The organism is Actinoplanes auranticolor (genome assembly GCF_018332655.1).
GTDB classification, from domain to species: Bacteria; Actinomycetota; Actinomycetes; order Mycobacteriales; family Micromonosporaceae; genus Actinoplanes; species Actinoplanes auranticolor.
This window is the reverse complement of sequence record NZ_BOQL01000071.1, coordinates 60,484-78,765: the sequence shown is the minus strand read 5'-3', so window position 1 is coordinate 78,765 and position 18,282 is coordinate 60,484. Positions and strand designations below refer to the sequence as shown.

15 protein-coding genes are annotated in these 18,282 nt (G+C 69.7%); 7 read left to right on the top strand and 8 right to left on the bottom strand.

Features of this window, described 5'->3' with window-relative positions; translation table 11 throughout:
* Window positions 1-1,198 precede the first annotated feature (1,198 nt).
* Together Aau02nite_RS46985 and Aau02nite_RS39265 are read left to right on the top strand one after the other, a co-directional pair.
* Window positions 1,199-2,548 carry an SseB family protein gene (locus Aau02nite_RS46985; protein ID WP_246595785.1) on the top strand — a complete coding sequence of 450 codons (1,350 nt, stop codon included), beginning with the start codon at window positions 1,199-1,201 and terminating at the stop codon, window positions 2,546-2,548.
* On the top strand, window positions 2,545-2,910 hold the full coding sequence (locus tag Aau02nite_RS39265) for a UCP033725 family protein (RefSeq protein ID WP_212993724.1): 366 nt from the start codon (window positions 2,545-2,547) through the stop codon (window positions 2,908-2,910). Before Aau02nite_RS46985 ends, Aau02nite_RS39265 begins: the two co-directional genes overlap by 4 nt.
* A 33-nt stretch (window positions 2,911-2,943) precedes the next feature.
* Here Aau02nite_RS39265 and Aau02nite_RS39260 read toward each other — a convergent pair whose 3' ends face one another.
* The 6 genes from Aau02nite_RS39260 to acs all read right to left on the bottom strand — a co-directional run bounded on the left by Aau02nite_RS39260 (window position 2,944) and on the right by acs (window position 12,129).
* Complete coding sequence (locus Aau02nite_RS39260; RefSeq protein WP_212993723.1) at window positions 2,944-3,864, bottom strand: alpha/beta fold hydrolase; 921 nt, start codon at window positions 3,862-3,864, stop codon at window positions 2,944-2,946.
* Between the two features lie 18 nt (window positions 3,865-3,882).
* Window positions 3,883-4,329 carry a hypothetical protein gene (locus tag Aau02nite_RS39255; protein ID WP_212993722.1) on the bottom strand — a complete coding sequence of 149 codons (447 nt, stop codon included), beginning with the start codon at window positions 4,327-4,329 and terminating at the stop codon, window positions 3,883-3,885.
* 110 nt (window positions 4,330-4,439) lie between these two features.
* Window positions 4,440-6,809, bottom strand: coding sequence for an immune inhibitor A domain-containing protein (locus Aau02nite_RS39250; protein WP_438841219.1), 2,370 nt, complete (start codon window positions 6,807-6,809; stop codon window positions 4,440-4,442).
* Between the two features lie 164 nt (window positions 6,810-6,973).
* Entirely contained in the window at window positions 6,974-7,258 is a 285-nt protein-coding gene (locus tag Aau02nite_RS39245; RefSeq protein WP_212993720.1) for a hypothetical protein, read from the bottom strand.
* A gap of 203 nt (window positions 7,259-7,461) precedes the next feature.
* Window positions 7,462-9,870: an immune inhibitor A domain-containing protein gene (locus Aau02nite_RS39240; protein WP_212993735.1), complete on the bottom strand. Its 2,409-nt coding sequence runs from the start codon at window positions 9,868-9,870 to the stop codon at window positions 7,462-7,464.
* 273 nt (window positions 9,871-10,143) lie between these two features.
* Window positions 10,144-12,129, bottom strand: a complete 1,986-nt coding sequence (acs, locus tag Aau02nite_RS39235; RefSeq protein WP_212993719.1) for an acetate--CoA ligase — start codon at window positions 12,127-12,129, stop codon at window positions 10,144-10,146.
* A gap of 219 nt (window positions 12,130-12,348) precedes the next feature.
* Here acs and Aau02nite_RS39230 point away from each other — a divergent pair, with 219 nt between their 5' ends.
* The gene (locus Aau02nite_RS39230) at window positions 12,349-13,092 is read left to right on the top strand and encodes a Fic family protein (protein WP_212993718.1); all 744 of its coding nucleotides are present in this window, start codon (window positions 12,349-12,351) and stop codon (window positions 13,090-13,092) included.
* Window positions 13,093-13,174: 82 nt separating this feature from the next.
* Window positions 13,175-13,654, top strand: a complete 480-nt coding sequence (locus tag Aau02nite_RS39225; protein ID WP_212993717.1) for a PH domain-containing protein — start codon at window positions 13,175-13,177, stop codon at window positions 13,652-13,654.
* 281 nt (window positions 13,655-13,935) lie between these two features.
* Here Aau02nite_RS39225 and Aau02nite_RS39220 read toward each other — a convergent pair whose 3' ends face one another.
* Complete coding sequence (locus Aau02nite_RS39220) at window positions 13,936-14,736, bottom strand: HAD family hydrolase (protein ID WP_212993716.1); 801 nt, start codon at window positions 14,734-14,736, stop codon at window positions 13,936-13,938.
* Window positions 14,737-15,063: 327 nt separating this feature from the next.
* A complete protein-coding gene (locus Aau02nite_RS39215; protein ID WP_212993715.1) occupies window positions 15,064-15,420 on the bottom strand; it encodes an STAS domain-containing protein in 357 nt (118 codons plus the stop codon).
* A gap of 292 nt (window positions 15,421-15,712) precedes the next feature.
* Between Aau02nite_RS39215 and ssd the strand changes: the two genes are divergently transcribed.
* From ssd to Aau02nite_RS39200, 3 genes are all read left to right on the top strand, one after another.
* Window positions 15,713-16,627 (top strand): septum site-determining protein Ssd, encoded by a 915-nt coding sequence (gene ssd, locus Aau02nite_RS39210; protein ID WP_212993734.1) that lies wholly within the window; start codon window positions 15,713-15,715, stop codon window positions 16,625-16,627.
* Window positions 16,628-17,650: 1,023 nt separating this feature from the next.
* The gene (locus Aau02nite_RS39205) at window positions 17,651-17,905 is read left to right on the top strand and encodes a hypothetical protein (protein ID WP_212993714.1); all 255 of its coding nucleotides are present in this window, start codon (window positions 17,651-17,653) and stop codon (window positions 17,903-17,905) included.
* A gap of 136 nt (window positions 17,906-18,041) precedes the next feature.
* Complete coding sequence (locus Aau02nite_RS39200; protein WP_212993713.1) at window positions 18,042-18,242, top strand: hypothetical protein; 201 nt, start codon at window positions 18,042-18,044, stop codon at window positions 18,240-18,242.
* Window positions 18,243-18,282 lie beyond the last annotated feature (40 nt).

The window sequence follows — 18,282 nt, the reverse complement described above, 5'->3', positions numbered from 1 at the left end:
TCAGCCTGACCCTGGCGCGCAACCCGGCGGCTACGACAGTCGGCCCGATGATCGTGGCCGGCCCGGCAGCGGCGCGCAGGAGTCCCGTGCGTTCGCGGGCGAGCCCGGTGGCTCGTCGACCCACCCCGGTGGCTCGTCGACCCACCCGGGCGGTGCGCGGCCCACGCCCGGTGCAGCGGCCCAGCCGGACGCGCCGGTTCGATCCGGTGCCGCGGGCGACGTGCCTGCCGCTTACCGCCCGCCGACCCTCCCGCCGAGCGACCCGGCACGTCCCGGCAGCTCCGGCGGACCCGCACGACCTGCCTCGGCTCCAAGCGCCCTCGACGCCCTGGGCAGCCGATCCGGACCGGGAAGCGCCGCGTCCTCGCAGCGGTCGGACTCGGCGCTGCCCACGCGGACACCGATGGCTCAGACGCCACCGTTGCCCGCCCACATCCCACCGCCGCCGGATCCCGACGAGCCTGCGGCCGGTGACACGACGCCGGGCCAGACGACTCCCGGTGGGGCCGGAGCGATTTCGGCCAAGCTGGCCGCCCGCGACGGTGCGATCTCCGCCAAGCTCGCCGGTCAGGCCGCCGCCAAGCAGGCTGGGTCCGCGCCCGGTGCCCCGGATCGAACGGCTCCCGACAGCTCCGAGGACCAGAGCAAGGGTCCCGGTGGTCTGCCGCGCCGCCAGGTGACGCCGCCCGAGGAACGGCCTTCCTCCATGGCTGCCGCCGCCCAGGCGCTCGCTGGAAACCGCAGCCCGGCGTCCCCGCCATCAACCGGCCAGCCGTCAACCACCCAGTCGTCGGCCGGCCAGTCGTCGACCGCGGAGCCTGCCACCGGGTATCAGCCGGGCGGCTCGGGCCAGCCGAAACCCGGGCTGGCGCCACCGGTCATCCCCGGCGCCGGCGGTGCCGGTCGCTCCACGGCCGCCCCGGCGAACCGCCCGACCGCGCCGGGATCAACCGGCCAGCCGCCGGCCTCAGCCGATCAGTCGCCGGCCGCGTTGGCACCCGGCGGCCAGTCGCCGGCCGCGCCGGGCTCAACCGGCCGCTCGTCGGACGGACTGCCCTCAACCGGCCGGTCGTCGGACGGACCGCTCTCAACCGGCCGCTCGTCGGACGGATCCCTCTCTACCGGCCGGTCGTCCGACGGATCGCTCTCAACCGATCAGTCGTCGACCGCATCGGCATCAGGCGGCCAGCCGTCGGCCTTGGCCTCAAGCGACCAGCGGTCGACCGGTCCGGGAACCGCTGACCAGCACGAAACCGCGCCAGCCCAGGCCGATCGGCCCGGAGCAACACCGGCTCGGACCGACCGGCCGGAGACTGCGCCGACCCAGGCCGACGGGTCCGGAACCGCGCCGGCCCCAGCTGACCGGCCCGGAACCACGCCGACCGCGGCTGACCGGCCCGGGACCACGCCGACCCAGGCCGACCCTGGGCAGTTCACCCAGGCACAAACTGCCCAGGGACAGGGCACCCAGGCGCAGACCGCTCAGGCCCGCGCCGACCAGTCGCAGACCGCCTCGTCCCATGCCGGCAGCCCCTTCGCTCCCACCGGGGCCCAGTCGCCCATCGGCTCCCAGCCGACCGGCCCGGGCAGCGCCACAGCACCCGACGAAGACGATTTCGTCCCGGCGAACGAGGTCGAGCGCGACCTCTACCACGCCGTCGACGAGGGCAGTACCGACTCCTATCTCTCCACCCTCCTGCTCGCCACCGTGCTCGTGCCTGTCGCGCACAATTCGCGGCCCGGCAGCGCTCCCGGGGAGTCCGGGTTCGTGTTCCGGACCGAGGAGATCGAGGGTGACCGGTTCCTCGTCGTCTTCACCAGCCGGGACCGGCTCGCCGAGCACTTCGCCGAGCCGACCCGCACGGTCGGGGTCCGGTTCGTCGATCTGATCCGCAACTGGCCGGATCCGGCCTGGTCCTTCGCCGTCAATCCGACCTCGCCGATCGGCGCCCGCTATCCCGGGCCGCAGGTCATCGCGCTGGCCAGCTGGGCCGTGGAGGCCGGGCTGGGCGGGGACCCGGTGGAGGCGCCGGCCGCGCTGCCGCAGCAGGCCGTCGAGCCGGCCGCGCATCTCACCGTCATGCAGAAGGCCGTGCCGGCCGAGCAGATCGACTACTACCTGGAGCGGGGGTACGACCGGGTCGCCGGGTTCGTGCACCGGGCCGGCGAGGTCGAGCACCTGCGGACTCCGGGCGACCTCTTCTCGGCCCTCGGCCTGCTCTACGACGGCTCGCCCTACCAGGCGGACGCCAAGGAGGCCTTCGTGCTGCGCTGGCCGGCGCACCGGCCCAGCCTCTACCGCATCCCGTACGGCGGCCAGAGCGAGCAGGCGCTGCGGGCCATGGACGGCTGGGTCATCGAGCGGCCGCCGTTCCGGGGCAACGGGTTCGCGCCCGGTGAGGGCAAGGATGTCATCGCGGAGTTCAAGGTGGACAGTGTGCGGCTGCCGCACGGCGCGCAGTTGTGGCGGATCGCCGACGATGCCGAGCAGCTGATCGCGGTCTTCGACTGTGACGCGCCGGTGTGGCGCCGGGTCGGTGAGCGGTGATGCGCGACGGCTACGTGGTCAACTGGCAAGGCCGGGAGTACGACGCCGCGCCGGACGGGGAGAACGTGCGGGTGTACGCGCCCGAGCCCGCCGACGGCTTCACGGAGGTCCGGCCCGGCCGGTACGTCCGTGTGCTCAAGCCCGGCGAGTTCGGTGACCTCGTCTACGTCCGGACGACCTGTTCGTGGCGGGGTGAGCCGTTCATCGTGCTCGCCGAGGCCGACAACTGGCTGCGCCTGGAGTACACCGGTGGCCGCGCGCCGGTCGCCCGGGAACTGGGGCTGGAGGAGTTCGACTTCGGCGTCTACCAGGGCTGGGCGCCGGCGCACGAGGTCACCCAGCTCTACGAGCACCGCGTCTGAGCCGGCCCGCGGCGGAAAACCCGGGAATGGGTATCAAGCCTTCAGCCAGCGCAGGATCTCGCCGGTGACCAGATCCGGCGCCTCCTGGTGCAGGAAGTGGCCGGCGTCCGGGATCAGGCGCCACTCGTACGGCGCGATCACGTAACGGCCCGAGCCCTGCGCCGTACGGGGCAGCACCGCGGTGTCCAGTTCGCCGTGCATCTGCAGCGTCGGCGTGACCAGCGGCTTCTGCATCAGCTTGACGAAGCGGTAGCCCTGTAGCCGCAGAGCCGACCGGAACACCCACCGGTACGCCTCCAGCGCGCAGAACGCCGCCTGCGGGATCTGGATGGCCTCCCGGCACCGCGCGACGTACTCCTCGTACGCGGCGGTCTGCGTCCATCTCGGACCGCTCCATTGCTCGATCAGCTCGCCCACCAGGGCCGCGTCGTTCTTCGTCAGCACGTGCTCGTAGCGGGGGACCTGGAAGCGCAGGATCGACGCGCTGGCCGCCGCCTGGCCGCGAGGGTCGGAGAACAGCGCCGCGCGCAGCCGCAACGGGTGCGCCGCGCCCAGCACCACGAGCCGGCTGACCATCTTGGGGTGGAAGGCCGCCGCCGCCCAGCCGATCATGCCGCCCGCGCCCGCGCCGACGATCATCGCGGAGCGTTCGCCCAGGGCCCGGATCAGGCCGGTCACGTCGGCGGCCATCGTGTAGCCGTCGTAGCCGCGCGGGGGCTTGTCGCTGGCGCCGTAACCACGCAGGTCGATCGCCACCGCCCGGAAGCCCGCGTCGGCGAGCCGGGTCAGCACGTCGTGCCACGCCCACCAGAACTCGGGAAAGCCGTGCAGCAGCAGGACGAGCGGCCCGGTGCCCGCCTCGACCACGTGGAAGCGGCTGCCGTTGGCGCCGACGAAACGGTGGGTCCAGGGACCCTCCGTCAGTACGCACGCCTCGTCCACCTGGGCACTCATGCGAACCAGCGTACGGGCCTAGGGAAAGTGCTGGATGGCGCCCATGCTCACCGGGATGCCGGCGCCGCAGTCGATGCGCAGCTTCGCCGGGGTCAGTGCGGCCTTGATGTGGTCGCCCACGGCCAGCGTCGTGCCCTTGTCGGAGTACATCGCGTAGGCGACGCCGTCGAAGGTGACCAGGCCGTAGCAGGGGCCGCTGCCGCCCCGGGTGACCGTGCCCTCGATCCAGCCGGGTGAGCGGACGATGTCGGTCGGCGTCTTGGGGATGCCGGCCGGCCTGGACGGGGCGGGGCCGGTGGGCACCGAGTTGTACGGGCCGCTGGGTGCGGGCGTGACCGTCGATACCGAGCCGCTGGGCGTGACCGGCACGGAGGTGCCCGGTGCCACCGGAGACCCGGCTGAACAGGCCGTCAGGCTCGTGAGGACCAGCAACGTCGCTGCGGCCGTACGGGAGAACGAGATCATGACCCACCTCCGTGAGTGAGACCCGGGCCCGGCCCTGCGGGTTCCCGTGGGGGTGAGAAAAGGCGCGACGCCCGGGACCGAGGCCCCGGGCGTCGCGGTGGTGCGGTCGGTCAGGAGAACTTGACCTTGAGCGAGGTGCCGCTCTGCTCCACGACCTTGATCTTGACGCCCACGGCCGGCAGCTTGACGCCGGCCCACGGGATCTCGTCGTAGAAGTACTTCTTGGTGTCGTCGAACGTGGGCTGCGCGGCCTGGCCCCGGATGTAGCTGGGCTTGCCGTCGACGTGCAGCGTGAACGAGTCGGCCTTGGTCAGGCCGAACGGCGCGTCGTAGAGCTGGATACGCGCCCGCCAGGGCTGGCCCTCGAGGTTGTAGAACGGGGCCGGGTGGCTGTCCACGATCAGGTTACGACCCTGACCGGGGTGCTGGTTCACGTTGTTGTCGGTGAACGACGTGTCGTTGTACGAGATCAGCAGACCCTGCTGGTACGAGAAGTGCTCGACCCAGTCCGGCTTGGTGCTCGGCCAGCCGAAGTTGTACGGGCCGGTCTTCAGGTACTTGTCGTACGAGGTGTAGGTGCGGTTCCCCGCGATGTAGAAGTTGTCGTACTCGGCGGTGAACGAGGAGCCCTCGACGCTGAAGCCGTCAGCGGTCCAGGTCGGCGTGCCCTCGGCACCGTCCGTGGCGACCGCGGCACCGTTCACCGTGATGGTGAGGTCGTCGCCGAAGAAGCCGCCCGCGGAGAGACCACCGTCGGTGATGTAGTGCAGGCGGACCTGCACCGTCTTACCGGCGTACGCGGTCAGCGGGATGCTGATGTCCTTCCACTCGCCACCGCTGTCGCCACCCAGAGCCGGACGCGGCGGCACAGCGCCGTCGGCGCCCAGCGGAGCACCGTCGACCGTGCCGTCGAGCGCGGTCCAGGTGGTGCCGTCGGTGGAGGCCTCGAAGTAGAGGTAGTCGTAACCCTCTTCGATGTTGTAGCGGCCCTTGAGGTCGAACGACGCCGAGGTGGCCCCGGTGAGGTCGACGGTCTTGGTCAGCGTGGTGTTCAGGTTGTCGTCGTTGCCGGAGAAGTACTGCTGCTCACCGGCGAACGGCGCACCGAGGTCGGTGGTGACCTCCTTGTCGGGCAGGACCACGACGGCGGCCTGCGCCTTGGTGCTGTTGTACTCCTGCGGGCCGAGCTCGAGGGTCTTCTTCTGACCCGCGACCACGGTCTCGTAGTCCAGCCAGCCGAGCTGCAGCTTCTGCCAGGCACCGAGGTCACCCGGGCGCGTGCCGAGGGGCTCGCCGGCGCCGGAGAGGCGGCTCTGGGCCATCAGGGTCCAGAACTCGCTGTTGTTGTTGGTGCCACCGGAGGTGTCGTAGTCGTCCGGCAGGCCGAGGTCGTGGCCGTACTCGTGAGCGAAGACGCTCAGGCCGCCGTTCTCGGGCTGGACGGTGTAGTCACCGATCCAGATGCCGGTGTTGCCGATCTGCGTGCCACCCGCCTTGTTGGTGGCCGGGCCGGTGATGCCGGCCGAGGTGTTGTACGCGTACCAGCGGTGCGCCCAGATGGCGTCCTCACCCTGCTGCGGGTCACCGTCGGACTGGTCGCCGCCGGCGTGGACGATCTGGAAGTGGTCGATGTAGCCGTCGGACTCGTTGAAGATGCCGTCGCCGTCGAAGTCGTAGCGGTCCCACTGGTCGTAGGACTCCATGTCGGCCTTGATCTGGGCGTCGGTGCGGCCGGCGGCCTTCTGATCGGCGACCCACTTGTTGGCGGCGTCGGTGACGAGCGCCCACATGTTGGTGTCGGTGCAGACGCCGTTGATGTCGCAGTCGCGGCCGTACCGGGCCTCGTTGTAGTTGACCTTGACCCAGTCGGAGACCTTGCCGTCGACGCTGTAACGCCCGGACGACTGGGTCTCGTAGTAGGTCTTCAGCGACTCGACGTTCTTGCCCTTGCCGAAGTACAGCTGCTGGAAGTGGGCCTGGTTGTAGTCGGCCTGCCAGACGGTGCTGTTGTCCTTGCTGCGGTCCGGCTGAGGGATCCTGTTGTGCAGCGGACCCTCGAACGTGGTCGGGCCCGGGGTGAGCGGGTCGCTGTCGACGTCCGGGTAGTTCGGGTGCCGGTCGTTGCCGAACTCCGCCAGGATCACGAAGATCTTGTCGGTCCGCTCGTTGCTGAGCTCGACGTACTGGTCCTGGCCGGCCCGGGCGACGCGGCGGTTGGTCTCGCCGCCGCCGCGGGTCTTGCCGACCTTCGCCACGGTGCTGCCGCCACGCTGCTGCGTCTTGACCGTGCCCTTGAGGATGCCGTTGATGGCCTCCTGGCGCAGCTCGCGGCGCTTGTCCTCGAACGGGTTGGGCAGCTCGTCCACGGGGGCCTTCTTGCTGGCCGTCGCCGGGGCCGGGTCCACCGGAGGGGCCGCCATCGCCGCGGCCGGGAGCATGATCCCGGCACTGCTGACCATTGCGGCACCGAGTAGTCCCACGACTACTTTGCGCACGTACTACCTCCGTTGACGTGACCGATCGCTGGGTGCAGCTGATCGGCGGAAAACGGCCCCGTGATTCGGGGCTCAGGTGAACGTATGCAAACAGTCAGATGTATGGAAGTGCCTGGCCCAAAAGAAAGAAAATCTTTATGTGGGCCCGCTCAATTGACCGGTGTCAGGGCCTTGACCTCGACGAGAGTGCCCGTTCCACAGTCGATCCGCAACCGCGACGGGGTGGCGTCGACCTCGATCCGAATGCCCCGCGTCAATGTCCGGCCCTTGGCTTCATAGAGGGCATATTGGACGCCGTCATCGGTGACGAGGCCGTAGCAGGGGCCGTCGCCACCGCGATTGACCGTGCCGACGACGATCTCGGTCGGCTTGAAGTCGTCGGTCGGCTCACTCGGCGGCCCGGTGGGCGGCGTCAAGGTCGGCAGCGCGGACACGGTCACCTCGCTGCGGGGAGGGGCGGAGGCCGGGTCACTGCCGGCGGCGGCGCACCCGGAGAGCACGGTCAGAGCGGCGGCGAGCGCGAGGATCCCGGATCTGGTCACGCTGACTTGGACGTACGTCGATCCGGCGCGGTTCCGGCGGGAACGGGACGGCGCCCGGGGAGCGGACTCCCCGGGCGCCGCTGGTGCTGGGTGGATCAGCTGAACCTGACCTTCATGGACGTACCGTTGACGTCGACGACCTTGATCTTGACGCCGACGGCGGGGAGCTTGACGCCGTGGTTCGGCAGCTCGTCGTAGAAGTACTTCTTGGTGTCGTCGAACAGCGGCTGCGCGGCCTGGCCCCGGATGTAGCTGGGCTTGCTGTTGATGTGCAGCGTGAACGAGTCCGCCTTCTTCAGGCTGAACGGCGCGTCGTACACCTGGATGCGGGCCCGCCAGGGCAGCCCCTCCAGGTTGTAGAACGGCGCCGGGCGGCTGTCGATGTACAGGTTGCGGCCGCTGCCCGGGTGGACGTTGGTGTTGTTGTCGACCTGCGAGGTGTCCCAGTAGGAGATCAGCAGACCCTCCTGGTACGCGTAGTGGTCGACCTTGTCCGGCTGGGCCGGCAGGTAGCCGAAGAAGTACGGGCCGGTCTTCAGGTACTTGTCGTACGACACGTAGCTGCGGTGGCCGGCGATGTAGAAGTTGTCGAACTCCTCGACCGAGGTGGCACCGACGATGGAGAAGCCGTCGAGGGCCCACGTGGTGTCGCCCTCGGCGCCGTCGGCCAGCACGGTCGCGCCGTCCGCGGTGATGGTGACGTCGTCACCGAAGAAGCCGCCCTCGGAGACCCCGCCGTCCGTCAGGTAGTGCAGACGGAAGTCGACCTTCTTGCCCGCGTACGCGTCGAGCGGCACCGCGATGTCGACCCACGCGCCGGCCGTGCTGCCGGTCAGCGCCGGCGTCCCGCTGGCGTCCGTCGGGAAGACCGCACCGTTGACCGTGCCGTTGAGCCGGGTCCAGGTGGTGCCGCCGTCCGTCGAGGCCTCGAAGTAGAGGTAGTCGTAGTCCACCTCGATGTCGTAGCGGCCCTTGAGCGTGACCCCCGCCGTGGTCTTGCCGGTGAGGTCGATGGACTTGCTCATCGAGTTGTTCAGGTCGTCGGCGTTGCCGGAGAAGAACTGGCCCTCACCCGCGAACGGCGCACCGAGATCGGTGGAGACCTCCTTGTCCGGGAGCACCACCACGGCGGCCTGCGGCTTGGCGGTGTTGTACTCCTCCGGACCCATGGTCAGCGTCTTGGTCTGGCCGGCCACGATCGTCTCGTAGTCCAGCCAGCCCAGCTGCAGCTTGTTCCAGGCGCCGAGGTCGCCCGGGCGGGTACCGATGCCCTGGTCCTCCTTGGCGCTGAGCCGGCTCTGGGCCATCAGGGTCCAGTGCTCGTTGTTGTTGTCGCCGCCACCGGAGGTGTCGTAGTCGTCCGGCAGGCCCAGGTCGTGGCCGTACTCGTGCACGAAGACCGACAAGCCGCCGTTCTCCGGCTGGATCGTGTAGTCGCCGATCCAGATTCCGGTGTTGCCGATCTGGGTGCCGCCGAGCAGGTTGCCGGCCGGGCCGGTGCGGCCCTGGTCGGTGCCGAAGGCGTACCAGCGGTGGCTCCAGATGGCGTCCTCACCCTGGTACGGGTCACCGTCGGCCTGGTCGCCGCCGGAGTGGACGATCTGGAAGTGGTCGATGTAGCCGTCCGACTCGTTGAAGTTGCCGTCGTTGTCGAAGTCGTAGCGGTCGTAGGAGTCGAACGCCTTCATGTCGGCGGCGATCTGGGCGTCGGTGCGGCCGGCGGCCTGCTGGTCGGCGACCCACTTGTTGGCGGCGTCGCGGACCAGGGCCCAGGTGTTGTTGCAGACGTTGCTCGCGCAGACAGCCGGGTCGTCGCCGTTGGCGTCGGTCGGCAGGTCGTTCGAGCGGCCGTAGCGGGCCTCGTTGAACGGCACCTTCACCCAGTCGGTGACCTCGCCGTCGACGCTGTACCGGCCGGAGGACTGGCTCTCGAAGTAGGTCTTGACCGACTCGACGCCCGTGCCCTCGCCGAAGTAGAGGTCGCGGTAGAAGTCGGCCGAGTAGTCGGCCTGCCACACCGTCGAGTTGTCCACGGCGCGGTTCGGCTCGGGAATCTCGTTGTGCAACGGTCCGTCGAAGCGGGCCGGGCCGGGCACGGTGGGAGCCATGTCCTTGTCCGGGAAGTTCGGATCGCGCTCGTTGCCGAACTCCGTCAGGATGACGAAGATCCGGTCGGTCCGCTCGCGGCCGATCTCGACGTACTGGTCCTGACCGGTCTTGGGGACGGCGCGGTTGCTGGTACCGGAACCCTGCGTGCGTCCGACCTTGACGACCGAGCTGCCGTTCTTCGTCACGGCCTTGGCCTTGCCGCTGACCACGTCGGCGACGGCCTGCTCGCGGAGCGCGCGGCGCTTGTCCTCGAGGGGGTTGGGCAGATCGTCGACAGGGGCTGAGTTGGCATCGGCCTTCGCGACCGGCGCTGGATCCACTGGCGGGGCGGCGTTGGCACCGGCGGGGAGCATGACCCCGACGCTGGTGACCATCGCGGCGCCGAGTAGTCCCACGACCACCTTGCGCACTACGTGTACCTCCGTTGACGTGACCGAGCGCTGGGGTGCAGCGGACGGCGGAAAACCGGCCTCGGATTCGAGGCTCACGTGAACGTATGCAAACACGCCTATGTCTTGGAAGAGTCCTGGGATATCGATGGACGATGGTTACGCATTATGGTTTTTCCATCATGCAAGTACCGGCAAAGGCCCGAAAGTGGACTGTGCTCATGAAACAGCGGCAGACCTGCACGATCGCAGGCCTGCCGCCATTTATCGATGGTTATCTCAGTCTTCGGACTTCCCCGCCTGCATGCCGGAGGAGATCAGGTCCATCACGGCGGAATCCTGCAGCGTCGTGACGTCACCCAGCGAACGGTTCTCCGCGACGTCCTTGAGCAGGCGCCGCATGATCTTGCCGGACCGTGTCTTGGGCAGCTCGGCCACCAGCATGATCTGGCGCGGCTTGGCGATCGGGCCGAGCTTCTTGGCGACGTGGTTGCGCAGCTCCTGGATGAGCTTCTCGCCGGCGTCACCGGAAGCGTCCACATTGCCGCGCGGAATGGTGAACGCCACGATCGCCTGACCGGTGGTGGGGTCGGTCGCACCGACCACCGCCGCCTCGGCGACCGAGGGGTGTGACACCAGCGCCGACTCCACCTCGGTCGTCGAGATGTTGTGCCCGGAGATCAGCATGACGTCGTCGACCCGGCCGAGCAGCCAGAGCGATCCGTCGGCGTCCTTCTTGGCGCCGTCACCGGCGAAGTAGATCCACGCGTCGCCGACGCCCGCGCCCTTGCCGAAGCGCGACCAGTACGTGTCCTTGAAGCGCTGCTCGTCACCCCAGATGCCGCGCAGCATCGAGGGCCACGGCTCGCGCAGCACCAGGAAGCCGCCGCCGCCGTCCGGCACCGACTCGGCCTCGTCGTTGACCACGTCGGCGGAGATACCCGGCAGCGGGGTCATCGCCGAGCCGGGCTTGGACGCGGTCACGCCGGGCAGTGGCGAGATCATCATCGCGCCGGTCTCGGTCTGCCACCAGGTGTCCACAATGGGGGCGTTGTTGTGGCCGACGTGCTCGCGGTACCACATCCAGGCCTCGGGGTTGATCGGCTCGCCGACGCTGCCCAGGATGCGCAGCGACGACAGGTCGTACTTGGCCGGGATGTCGTCGCCCCACTTCATCATCGTGCGGATGAGGGTGGGTGCGGTGTACAGCAGGCTGACCTTGTACTTGTCGACGATCTCCCAGAACCGGCCGCGGTGCGGGGTGTCCGGGGTGCCCTCGTACATGACCTGGGTGGCGCCGTTCGACAGGGGACCGTAGACGATGTACGAGTGGCCGGTCACCCAGCCGATGTCGGCCGTGCACCAGTAGACGTCGGTCTCCGGCTTGAGGTCGAAGACGGCGTGGTGGGTGTACGACGCCTGGGTCAGGTAGCCGCCGGTGGTGTGCAGGATGCCCTTGGGCTTACCGGTCGTCCCCGAGGTGTAGAGGATGAACAGCGGGTGCTCGGAGTCGAAGGCCCGCGCCTCGTGCTTGTCACTGGCCTGCTCGACGGTCTCGTGCCACCACAGGTCCTTGTCGCCCCACGTGACGTCCTCGCCGGTGCGGCGGACGACCAGCACGTGCTCGATGCTCGGGCACTGCGCGACGGCCTCGTCCACGGTCGGCTTGAGCGCCGAGGGCTTGCCACGGCGGTAACCACCGTCGGCCGTGATGACCAGCTTGCAGTCCGCGTCCTGGATCCGGGTGGCCAGCGCGTCGACGGAGAAACCGCCGAAGACCACGCTGTGCAGCGCGCCGATCCGGGCGCAGGCCAGCATCGCGACCGCGGCCTCCGGGATCATCGGCAGGTAGATCGCCACCCGGTCCCCGGCCGTCACGCCGAGCTCGGTCAGCGTGTTGGCCGCCTGGCTGACGCTGCGGAGCAGGTCCGCGTAGGTGATCGTGCGGGTGTCGCCGGGCTCGCCCTCCCAGTGGATGGCCACCTTGTCGCCGTGGCCGGCCTCGACGTGGCGGTCCACGCAGTTGTAGGCGATGTTGAGCTCGCCGCCGAGGAACCACTTGGCGAAGGGGGCGTTCGACCAGTCCAGCACCTGGTCCCACGGTTTCGCCCAGTGCAGTCGCCGGGCCTGCTGCGCCCAGAATTCTTCCCGGTTGTCGTCGGCCTGCTGGTATGCCCCGGCCTGGACGTTGGCGTCGGCGGCCAGCTCGGCCGGCGGCGGGAACGTCCGCGTCTCCGAGTACAGGTTCTCCAGTGTCTCGCTCATGAGGGCGGCTCCTCTGCCATGACCGGTCGCTTCGTCTGAACACTAGTTCTGCCGGGGTGGCCCGGCGAGAGCTGCGAGCTGTAGTGCCCTGTGGCCGCGCCGAATGGCAATCCGTGCGCGCCGATCGGGCACGAGATGATTGGTGCTGCGCGAATCTTGCCACTTGCGAGCCACTTCGCGCACCCCAGGTTTCCGGGCTTTTCCGGCTACGGTTGGCCCGTGACTGCTGATCCACTGGCCCCGCTGCTCGCGCTGGCCGACGTCGAGCCCGCGTTCACCGCCGCCCGCGACCGCGTCGACACCGCGCTGCGGCATCGCGCGCTGCGCCGCAACGGCGGCCAGGTGGCCGCCGAGGTCAGCCTCCGGGCGGCGGTGGCCAGCGCGGCCCTGGAGGATCACCGGTACGACCTCGAGGAGGTACGCGCCGGCACGGTCACCGACCCGGTGCTCCAGGGCGCGCTGCGGGTCGCCGAAGCACTGGGCGGACTCGTCGACCTGTGGCCCCGCGCGCCCCGCCAGGTGCTCGCCCGGCTGCACGTGCTGGCCGCGCGCGGTGTCGTGCCGGAGGTCGCGCTGGGCCGGCTGGAGAGCGGCGCCGAGCGGATCGACGCGCTGGCCGGACTCGTGGCCGGCAACGACAGGACCCCGCCGCTGCTGCTCGCGGCCGTCGTGCACGCCGAACTGCTGACGCTGAAGCCGTTCGCCGGTCCGGCCGGCATCGTCGCCCGCGCCGCGGCCCGGCTCACCCTGATCGGGCGCGGCTTCGACGCGCGGGGCCTGGTCGACGTGGAGGCCGGGCACCTGGCCCGCGAGCCGGAGTATGTGGGCGCGGCGGGCGCCTACGCCACCGGTACGCCCGACGGCGTGCGGTCCTGGCTGCGCCACTACGCGGCAGCGGTGTCCGCGGGCGCCGACGAGATCGCGGAGATCGGTGACACCGTGCTGAGCCCTTCGGGTACGTAGCTCCTCGCCCGGTTGGTTGCTATCTGCGTCGATGTCCGCCAACACCCGATTTCTGCCGGGCCTGGTTGGCATACTCGGCCGGGTGGGAGACGAGTGGAAGCGTCCGTACACCCCGGGCTCGGGTCGCTGGCTGGTGATCGGCTGGGAAGCTGTCGCGCTGGCGTTGCTCGGCTGGAGCACCGTCGAGCAGTTCGGGATCGCCGGCGCGGGCGTCCGTGTCCTCGCCGCGGCGATCACCACGGTGTGGGTGGTGGGCGGCTGGCGCATCCGGGAGATGGGTGTCTACGTCGGCCCGGCGGGTCTGCGCGTACGCGGGCTGCTGCACTCCCGCACGATGCGGTGGGAGGAGATCGCCCACGTCCGGCTGCACCGGCACAGCCACAAGCTCGGTCGCTGGGAGATCGAGGCCGGCATGACCGTGCTGATCGAGCGCCGCGACGGGACGATGGTGAACACCGAACTGTGGGCCCAGGGCATGGACTTCCACTCCCGGCCGCACGTCTTCCGGGCGGTCTACCGCGAGCTGCGCGAACGGCACCTGGCCGCGGTCGCCCCGGCCTGAGCCGGACATGAGGACGGCGCCTCACGGGTGAGGCGCCGTCGCTTCGCACGTCCTACCGGGTTATCAAGCGTGCACCTGGGTCGTTGTCGGCAGTCCTGATGAGGTGCCGCCGCAACGTGCCTGCCGTGGCTGATCGCGCGTGGGTTCCCGGTGGCCGTGCACGGTTCCCGTTGCCGGTATCCGCTCCTTCTTTCTACGCCTGGACGCCCTTGATCGCCAGAGTTTCGGCAGCGTAAAGCCACTCGAAGGGATTAGTCAGACCCAGCCGGGCGGGACCGGGCTCAGGCGAGCGCGGCCCGGGTGCGCCGGTGCCGGCCGTAGATGGCGAATCCGATCGCCACCCCCACCCCGACACCGAGCGCGGCCGCCGCGACCGGCACGGCCGGGCGTTCGCGCAACCTGCGGCCCAGCGGTACGGGGTGCCGGAACTCCAGCACCGGCCAGGACCGCTCCAGCGCGACCCGGCGCAGCGTCCGGTCCGGGTTCACCGTGCTGGGATGGCCGACCGCCTCCAGCAGGGGCAGATCACTGCTCGAGTCCGAGTACGCGTAACACTCCGCCAGGTCGTAGCCGCGCTCCTCGGCTATCTCGCGCACGCCGTCGACCTTGCGCGCGCCGGCCGCGTAGAACTCGACCTCGCCGCTGAACCGGCCGTCGACGATGCCCATCCGGGTGGCGATCACGTCGGTCACCCCGAGCAGGGCCCCGATCGGCCGGACCATCTCGTCACCGGAGGCCGAGACCAGCACGACGTCCCGGCCGGCGGCCTGGTGCTCGCCGATCAGGATGGCTGCTTCGGCGTACACGTACGGATTGATCAGCTCTTCCAGGGTCTCCGCCACGATCTGCTGGACCTGCTCGACCTTCCAGCCCTTGCACAGCGCGGCGAGATAGTCGCGGGTGCGGGCCATGGTCTGCTCGTCGGTGCCGCCCAGCCGGAACATCAACTGGGCGTAAGCGGATTTCACCACGTCCCGGCGGCTGATCAGCCCATCGCGATAGAACGGCCGTCCGAAGGCCAGCGCGCTGGACTTGGCGATGACGGTCTTGTCTAGGTCGAAGAAGGCGGCACTCGGGCCCACGGGCCGAAAGTGTAGCCGCACGGCGCACCGCTCCGGCCGCCTCGGCCCACCGGCCGCGACGAAAACACCCGTGGACGGTAGTCGGTCACCCTGGGTACTCGACGGTGGCCCGCTCCTGAGGCATGCTTGTGGTGCGACTGCGATTCATGTTGTCTGTGTGCATCAGGCGGGAATCAGCGGAGTCGCACACACTCTTCCCGCACACAGATTCTCGGTGATTGCGCCCCCCGCGGTCACCGGGTCCGATTCGGCTCGACCCCCCCGGAGCCGAATCCCAGGACGGCCCCCGACTCCCCCGTCGGGGGTCGTTCCCATCTGCGGCGCCGCTCAGGCCCCGGTGGCGGAGACCGACTCGTCCTGCCCGGCCGGCTCGGTCATGCCGAAGAGATCACAGAGGCCGGTGACGGTCAGCACCTGGCGGAAGCTCGGGCTGGGATTGGTCACCACGAACCGGGCGTCGTGCTCGGCGGCGGCCCGGTAGCCCTCGATCAGCGCGCCCAGGCCGGTCGAGTCGATGAAGGTGGCCGCGCGCAGATCGACCCGCAGCTCGGGCGGCGACCAGCCGGCGACGGCGTCCCGCAGAGCCTGGGCGACCTCGTCGGCATTGGTGAAGTCGATCTCGCCCAGCACGGCGACGCAGGCCGTCCCGTCATCGCCGAGCGAGCTCTCAGTCGGGTGCTCCATGCCAACTCCATCGGTCCGGGTCGGCCCAACATACCCAACCCCGCGGGCGTTCATTCTCCTCACGTATCGGCTGGGCGGCCCTCGAAGTTACCCCCGATCGGCGCGCGATAACAGATCGGTCCCGGCCGGGGCCGTTGTCCACACCCGGTGGTTGTCCACAGGCGGGGCCGGGGCCGGTTGAGCAGCGCCGGGCCGGAACGCCACGGTGAGCGCCCAACCCGCCGCCGTACCCCGTGGAGCCGCGATGTCAGCCCGCACCCCTGTCCGTTCCGGACCGCGCCTGCCGCTCGTCGTGACGGCCGACCCGGACCTGCTGGACGACTTGCTGCGGCTGGCCGCGGCCGGTGGCACCGAGGTCGACGTGGCGAGCGACCCGGCGGCGGCGCGGCCCCGCTTCGCGAGCGCCCCGCTGGTGGTGATCGGCGCCGACCAGGCCGCGGCCTGCCTGCGGGCCCGGCTCCCACACCGGCCCCGCACGGTCATCGTGGGTCACACCCCGGCGATCGAGGCTGCCTGGGAGGTCGCCGCGGACCTCGGCGCCGAGCACGTGGCCGCGCTGCCCACGGCCGAGCCCTGGCTCGTCGACCGCTTCGCGGAACGCCGCGAGCCGAGCCCACCGGGCCGGGTGCTCGCCGTGATCGGCGGCCGCGGCGGCGCGGGAGCCAGCATCCTCGCGGGAGCGCTGGCGGTGACCGCGACCAGCAGCGGCCACCGCACGCTGCTGGTGGACGCCGACCCGGTGGGCGGTGGCCTCGACCTGGTCCTCGGCTGGGAGGGGATGGACGGCCTGCGCTGGCCGGCCCTGGCCGCGGCCGGCGGCCGGGTGAACCCGCCGGCGCTGCTCGAAGCCCTGCCGCACCGCGGCGATCTGGTGCTGCTGTCGTTCGCCCGCGACGAGGTGCTCCCGGTGCCCGCCGAAGCGATGGCGGCGACCCTGGACGCCGCCCGCCGCGCCCGCGACGTGATCATCACGGACCTGCCCCGGCAGCTCGACGACGCGGCGACGCTGGCCCTGGCAGCGGCCGACCAGACGATCATGATCGTGCCGGCGGAGCTGCGGGCCACGGCGGCGGCCTCCCGGATCGCGGCGACGGTCAGGATGCACTGCGAGAACCTCGCCGTGGTCGTACGCGGCCCGGCGCCCGGGAAGCTGAAGGCGCGGGAGGTGTCGCGTGGCACGAAAACCCATACCGGATGTGGACTATGAAGAGGGCCGAGCACGGAGCTTGCGACCACCCCCGGACACCTGCCGCTCGTGATGCCTGCCGGAAGGCTGGGGGGCCAGGTGCTGAGGCCATGCAGGCGTTTGACCATGCGAACTGTGACCACGCGCCTACCAACGCCGCTCGCAAGCGATGTCGAAGGAAGCTAGGCCCGCTCCGTCCTAAGCACAAGGTCCAGTACGTCGGCGGGACCAACAAGAGCCGTGGGTCGGCTGACCTGCCGATCGTTGCGTCGGATGGCCCTCTCCGTACGTCGTTCGCTTACCTGCCGCTGGCGCCGCCTACGACACTCGAATCTTTGTTCGATCCAGACAAGGAAGCTCGCAGACGTCGCCGGGCGAGGCAGAACTGGCTGATCGACCTCGAAGCGAGTGCGATCCAACCTTCAACTGAACCTGCCACACCGGCGGGTAAGGGTCCTCTCAACCACAAGGACTGCAACCATCCGTGCACTACCTCAGCTCGCCGGAAATGCCACTCCAGCACAGAGGTGAAATGGGTACGCAGGAAGCCCACGCCGGAGTCGATTGCCAAAAGACGGCTGGCCCGTGATCGGCGGGTGTGGGCCGAGGAAGCGGCAGAAGGCGGTCCTGTTGTGATCTCTGACCTTGGTGATCCTCGCGTGCGAGCCGAGGTCCGGCGCATCGCTGCTGAGCAGGAAGCACGGTTGCACCAAGCGTTGTTCGACGCCGGGTTACACATCGCTCAGAGCCGGTTCAGCACGCCGTAGAGCCAGCGGCGGGTGCCGGTCGGTGTCCGTGGTTCGGTGGACGCGTCCAACGTCTCTGAGGCCCGGATTTCGGGTTTCCTGACCAGTTTGATGGTTGCGGTATCGTTCATGCCGCACGGCCGGTTCGCCGGTCATATGTGCTGCGGTGGCCCCCGTCCACCCGAGAGACAAACCGGGGAACCTGCTCCAGGCGGTAGTCCCGTGCCTGGGCTCAAGCGGGTTCCAGGCCTTCATCAGCGGATGAAGGACTTGTCTCTCTGGGGCGTGGAGGAACCACATGTCGAAGTTTGGCCGTCAACCGGCGCGTGTCGCACTGCGCCGTGAGCGGTACACGATCAAGCTCGCCGCCGAGCTGATCGGAGTTCCCGAGAGTCATCTGCGGATCGCAGTGGGCGGCTACGCCCGTCCAATGGATGCAGTCCGCAAAAAACTGCCCACACTCGTCGGTGTTCCGCTCGAGCAGCTGTTCACGCCTGCGGCAATCGAGAAGCCTTACGACGCCAGCAAGAACGCTTGGGCCGACCTGTCGTGAAGCTCACCTGGATGCACGTCGCGGCTATTCAAAGCGGGATTGTTCTGCTCGGCGCGACTCACCTGTATTTTGCCCTCCCTGGCTGCGTGCTGCTTTGTCTCGGCCTCGCACCCCTGGTTCCTCAGGAGCGCGACCTATGAGCGCCACCGTGCGGGTCGTGGACTTGTCTTTCCCGGTGTCCCTGTCCTGGCCGGAGAGCTACTGGTACGAGCCGGAAAGCTTTGACCAGGTCGCGGCTCAGGAAGCCATCAGGACCGCCCGTGCCCAAAGCCTCCCGGACCGGATCACCGACGTCTCAACGGTCGGCCGGATGGCGACCCTGTGGCGGACGCGATGAGAGCCCCCGATGGCTGGTCGAGGGCCCTCCGCATCACAAC

What these genes read in the sequence shown, in the direction of transcription:
- Aau02nite_RS39200 (WP_212993713.1), top strand. Translation starts at nt 18,042, where the DNA reads ATGAGCGCCACCGTGCGGGTCGTGGACTTGTCTTTCCCGGTGTCCCTG.
- Aau02nite_RS39205 (WP_212993714.1), top strand. Translation starts at nt 17,651, where the DNA reads ATGTCGAAGTTTGGCCGTCAACCGGCGCGTGTCGCACTGCGCCGTGAG.
- acs (WP_212993719.1), bottom strand. Translation starts at nt 12,129, where the DNA reads ATGAGCGAGACACTGGAGAACCTGTACTCGGAGACGCGGACGTTCCCG.
- Aau02nite_RS39215 (WP_212993715.1), bottom strand. Translation starts at nt 15,420, where the DNA reads ATGGAGCACCCGACTGAGAGCTCGCTCGGCGATGACGGGACGGCCTGC.
- Aau02nite_RS39260 (WP_212993723.1), bottom strand. Translation starts at nt 3,864, where the DNA reads ATGAGTGCCCAGGTGGACGAGGCGTGCGTACTGACGGAGGGTCCCTGG.
- Aau02nite_RS39255 (WP_212993722.1), bottom strand. Translation starts at nt 4,329, where the DNA reads ATGATCTCGTTCTCCCGTACGGCCGCAGCGACGTTGCTGGTCCTCACG.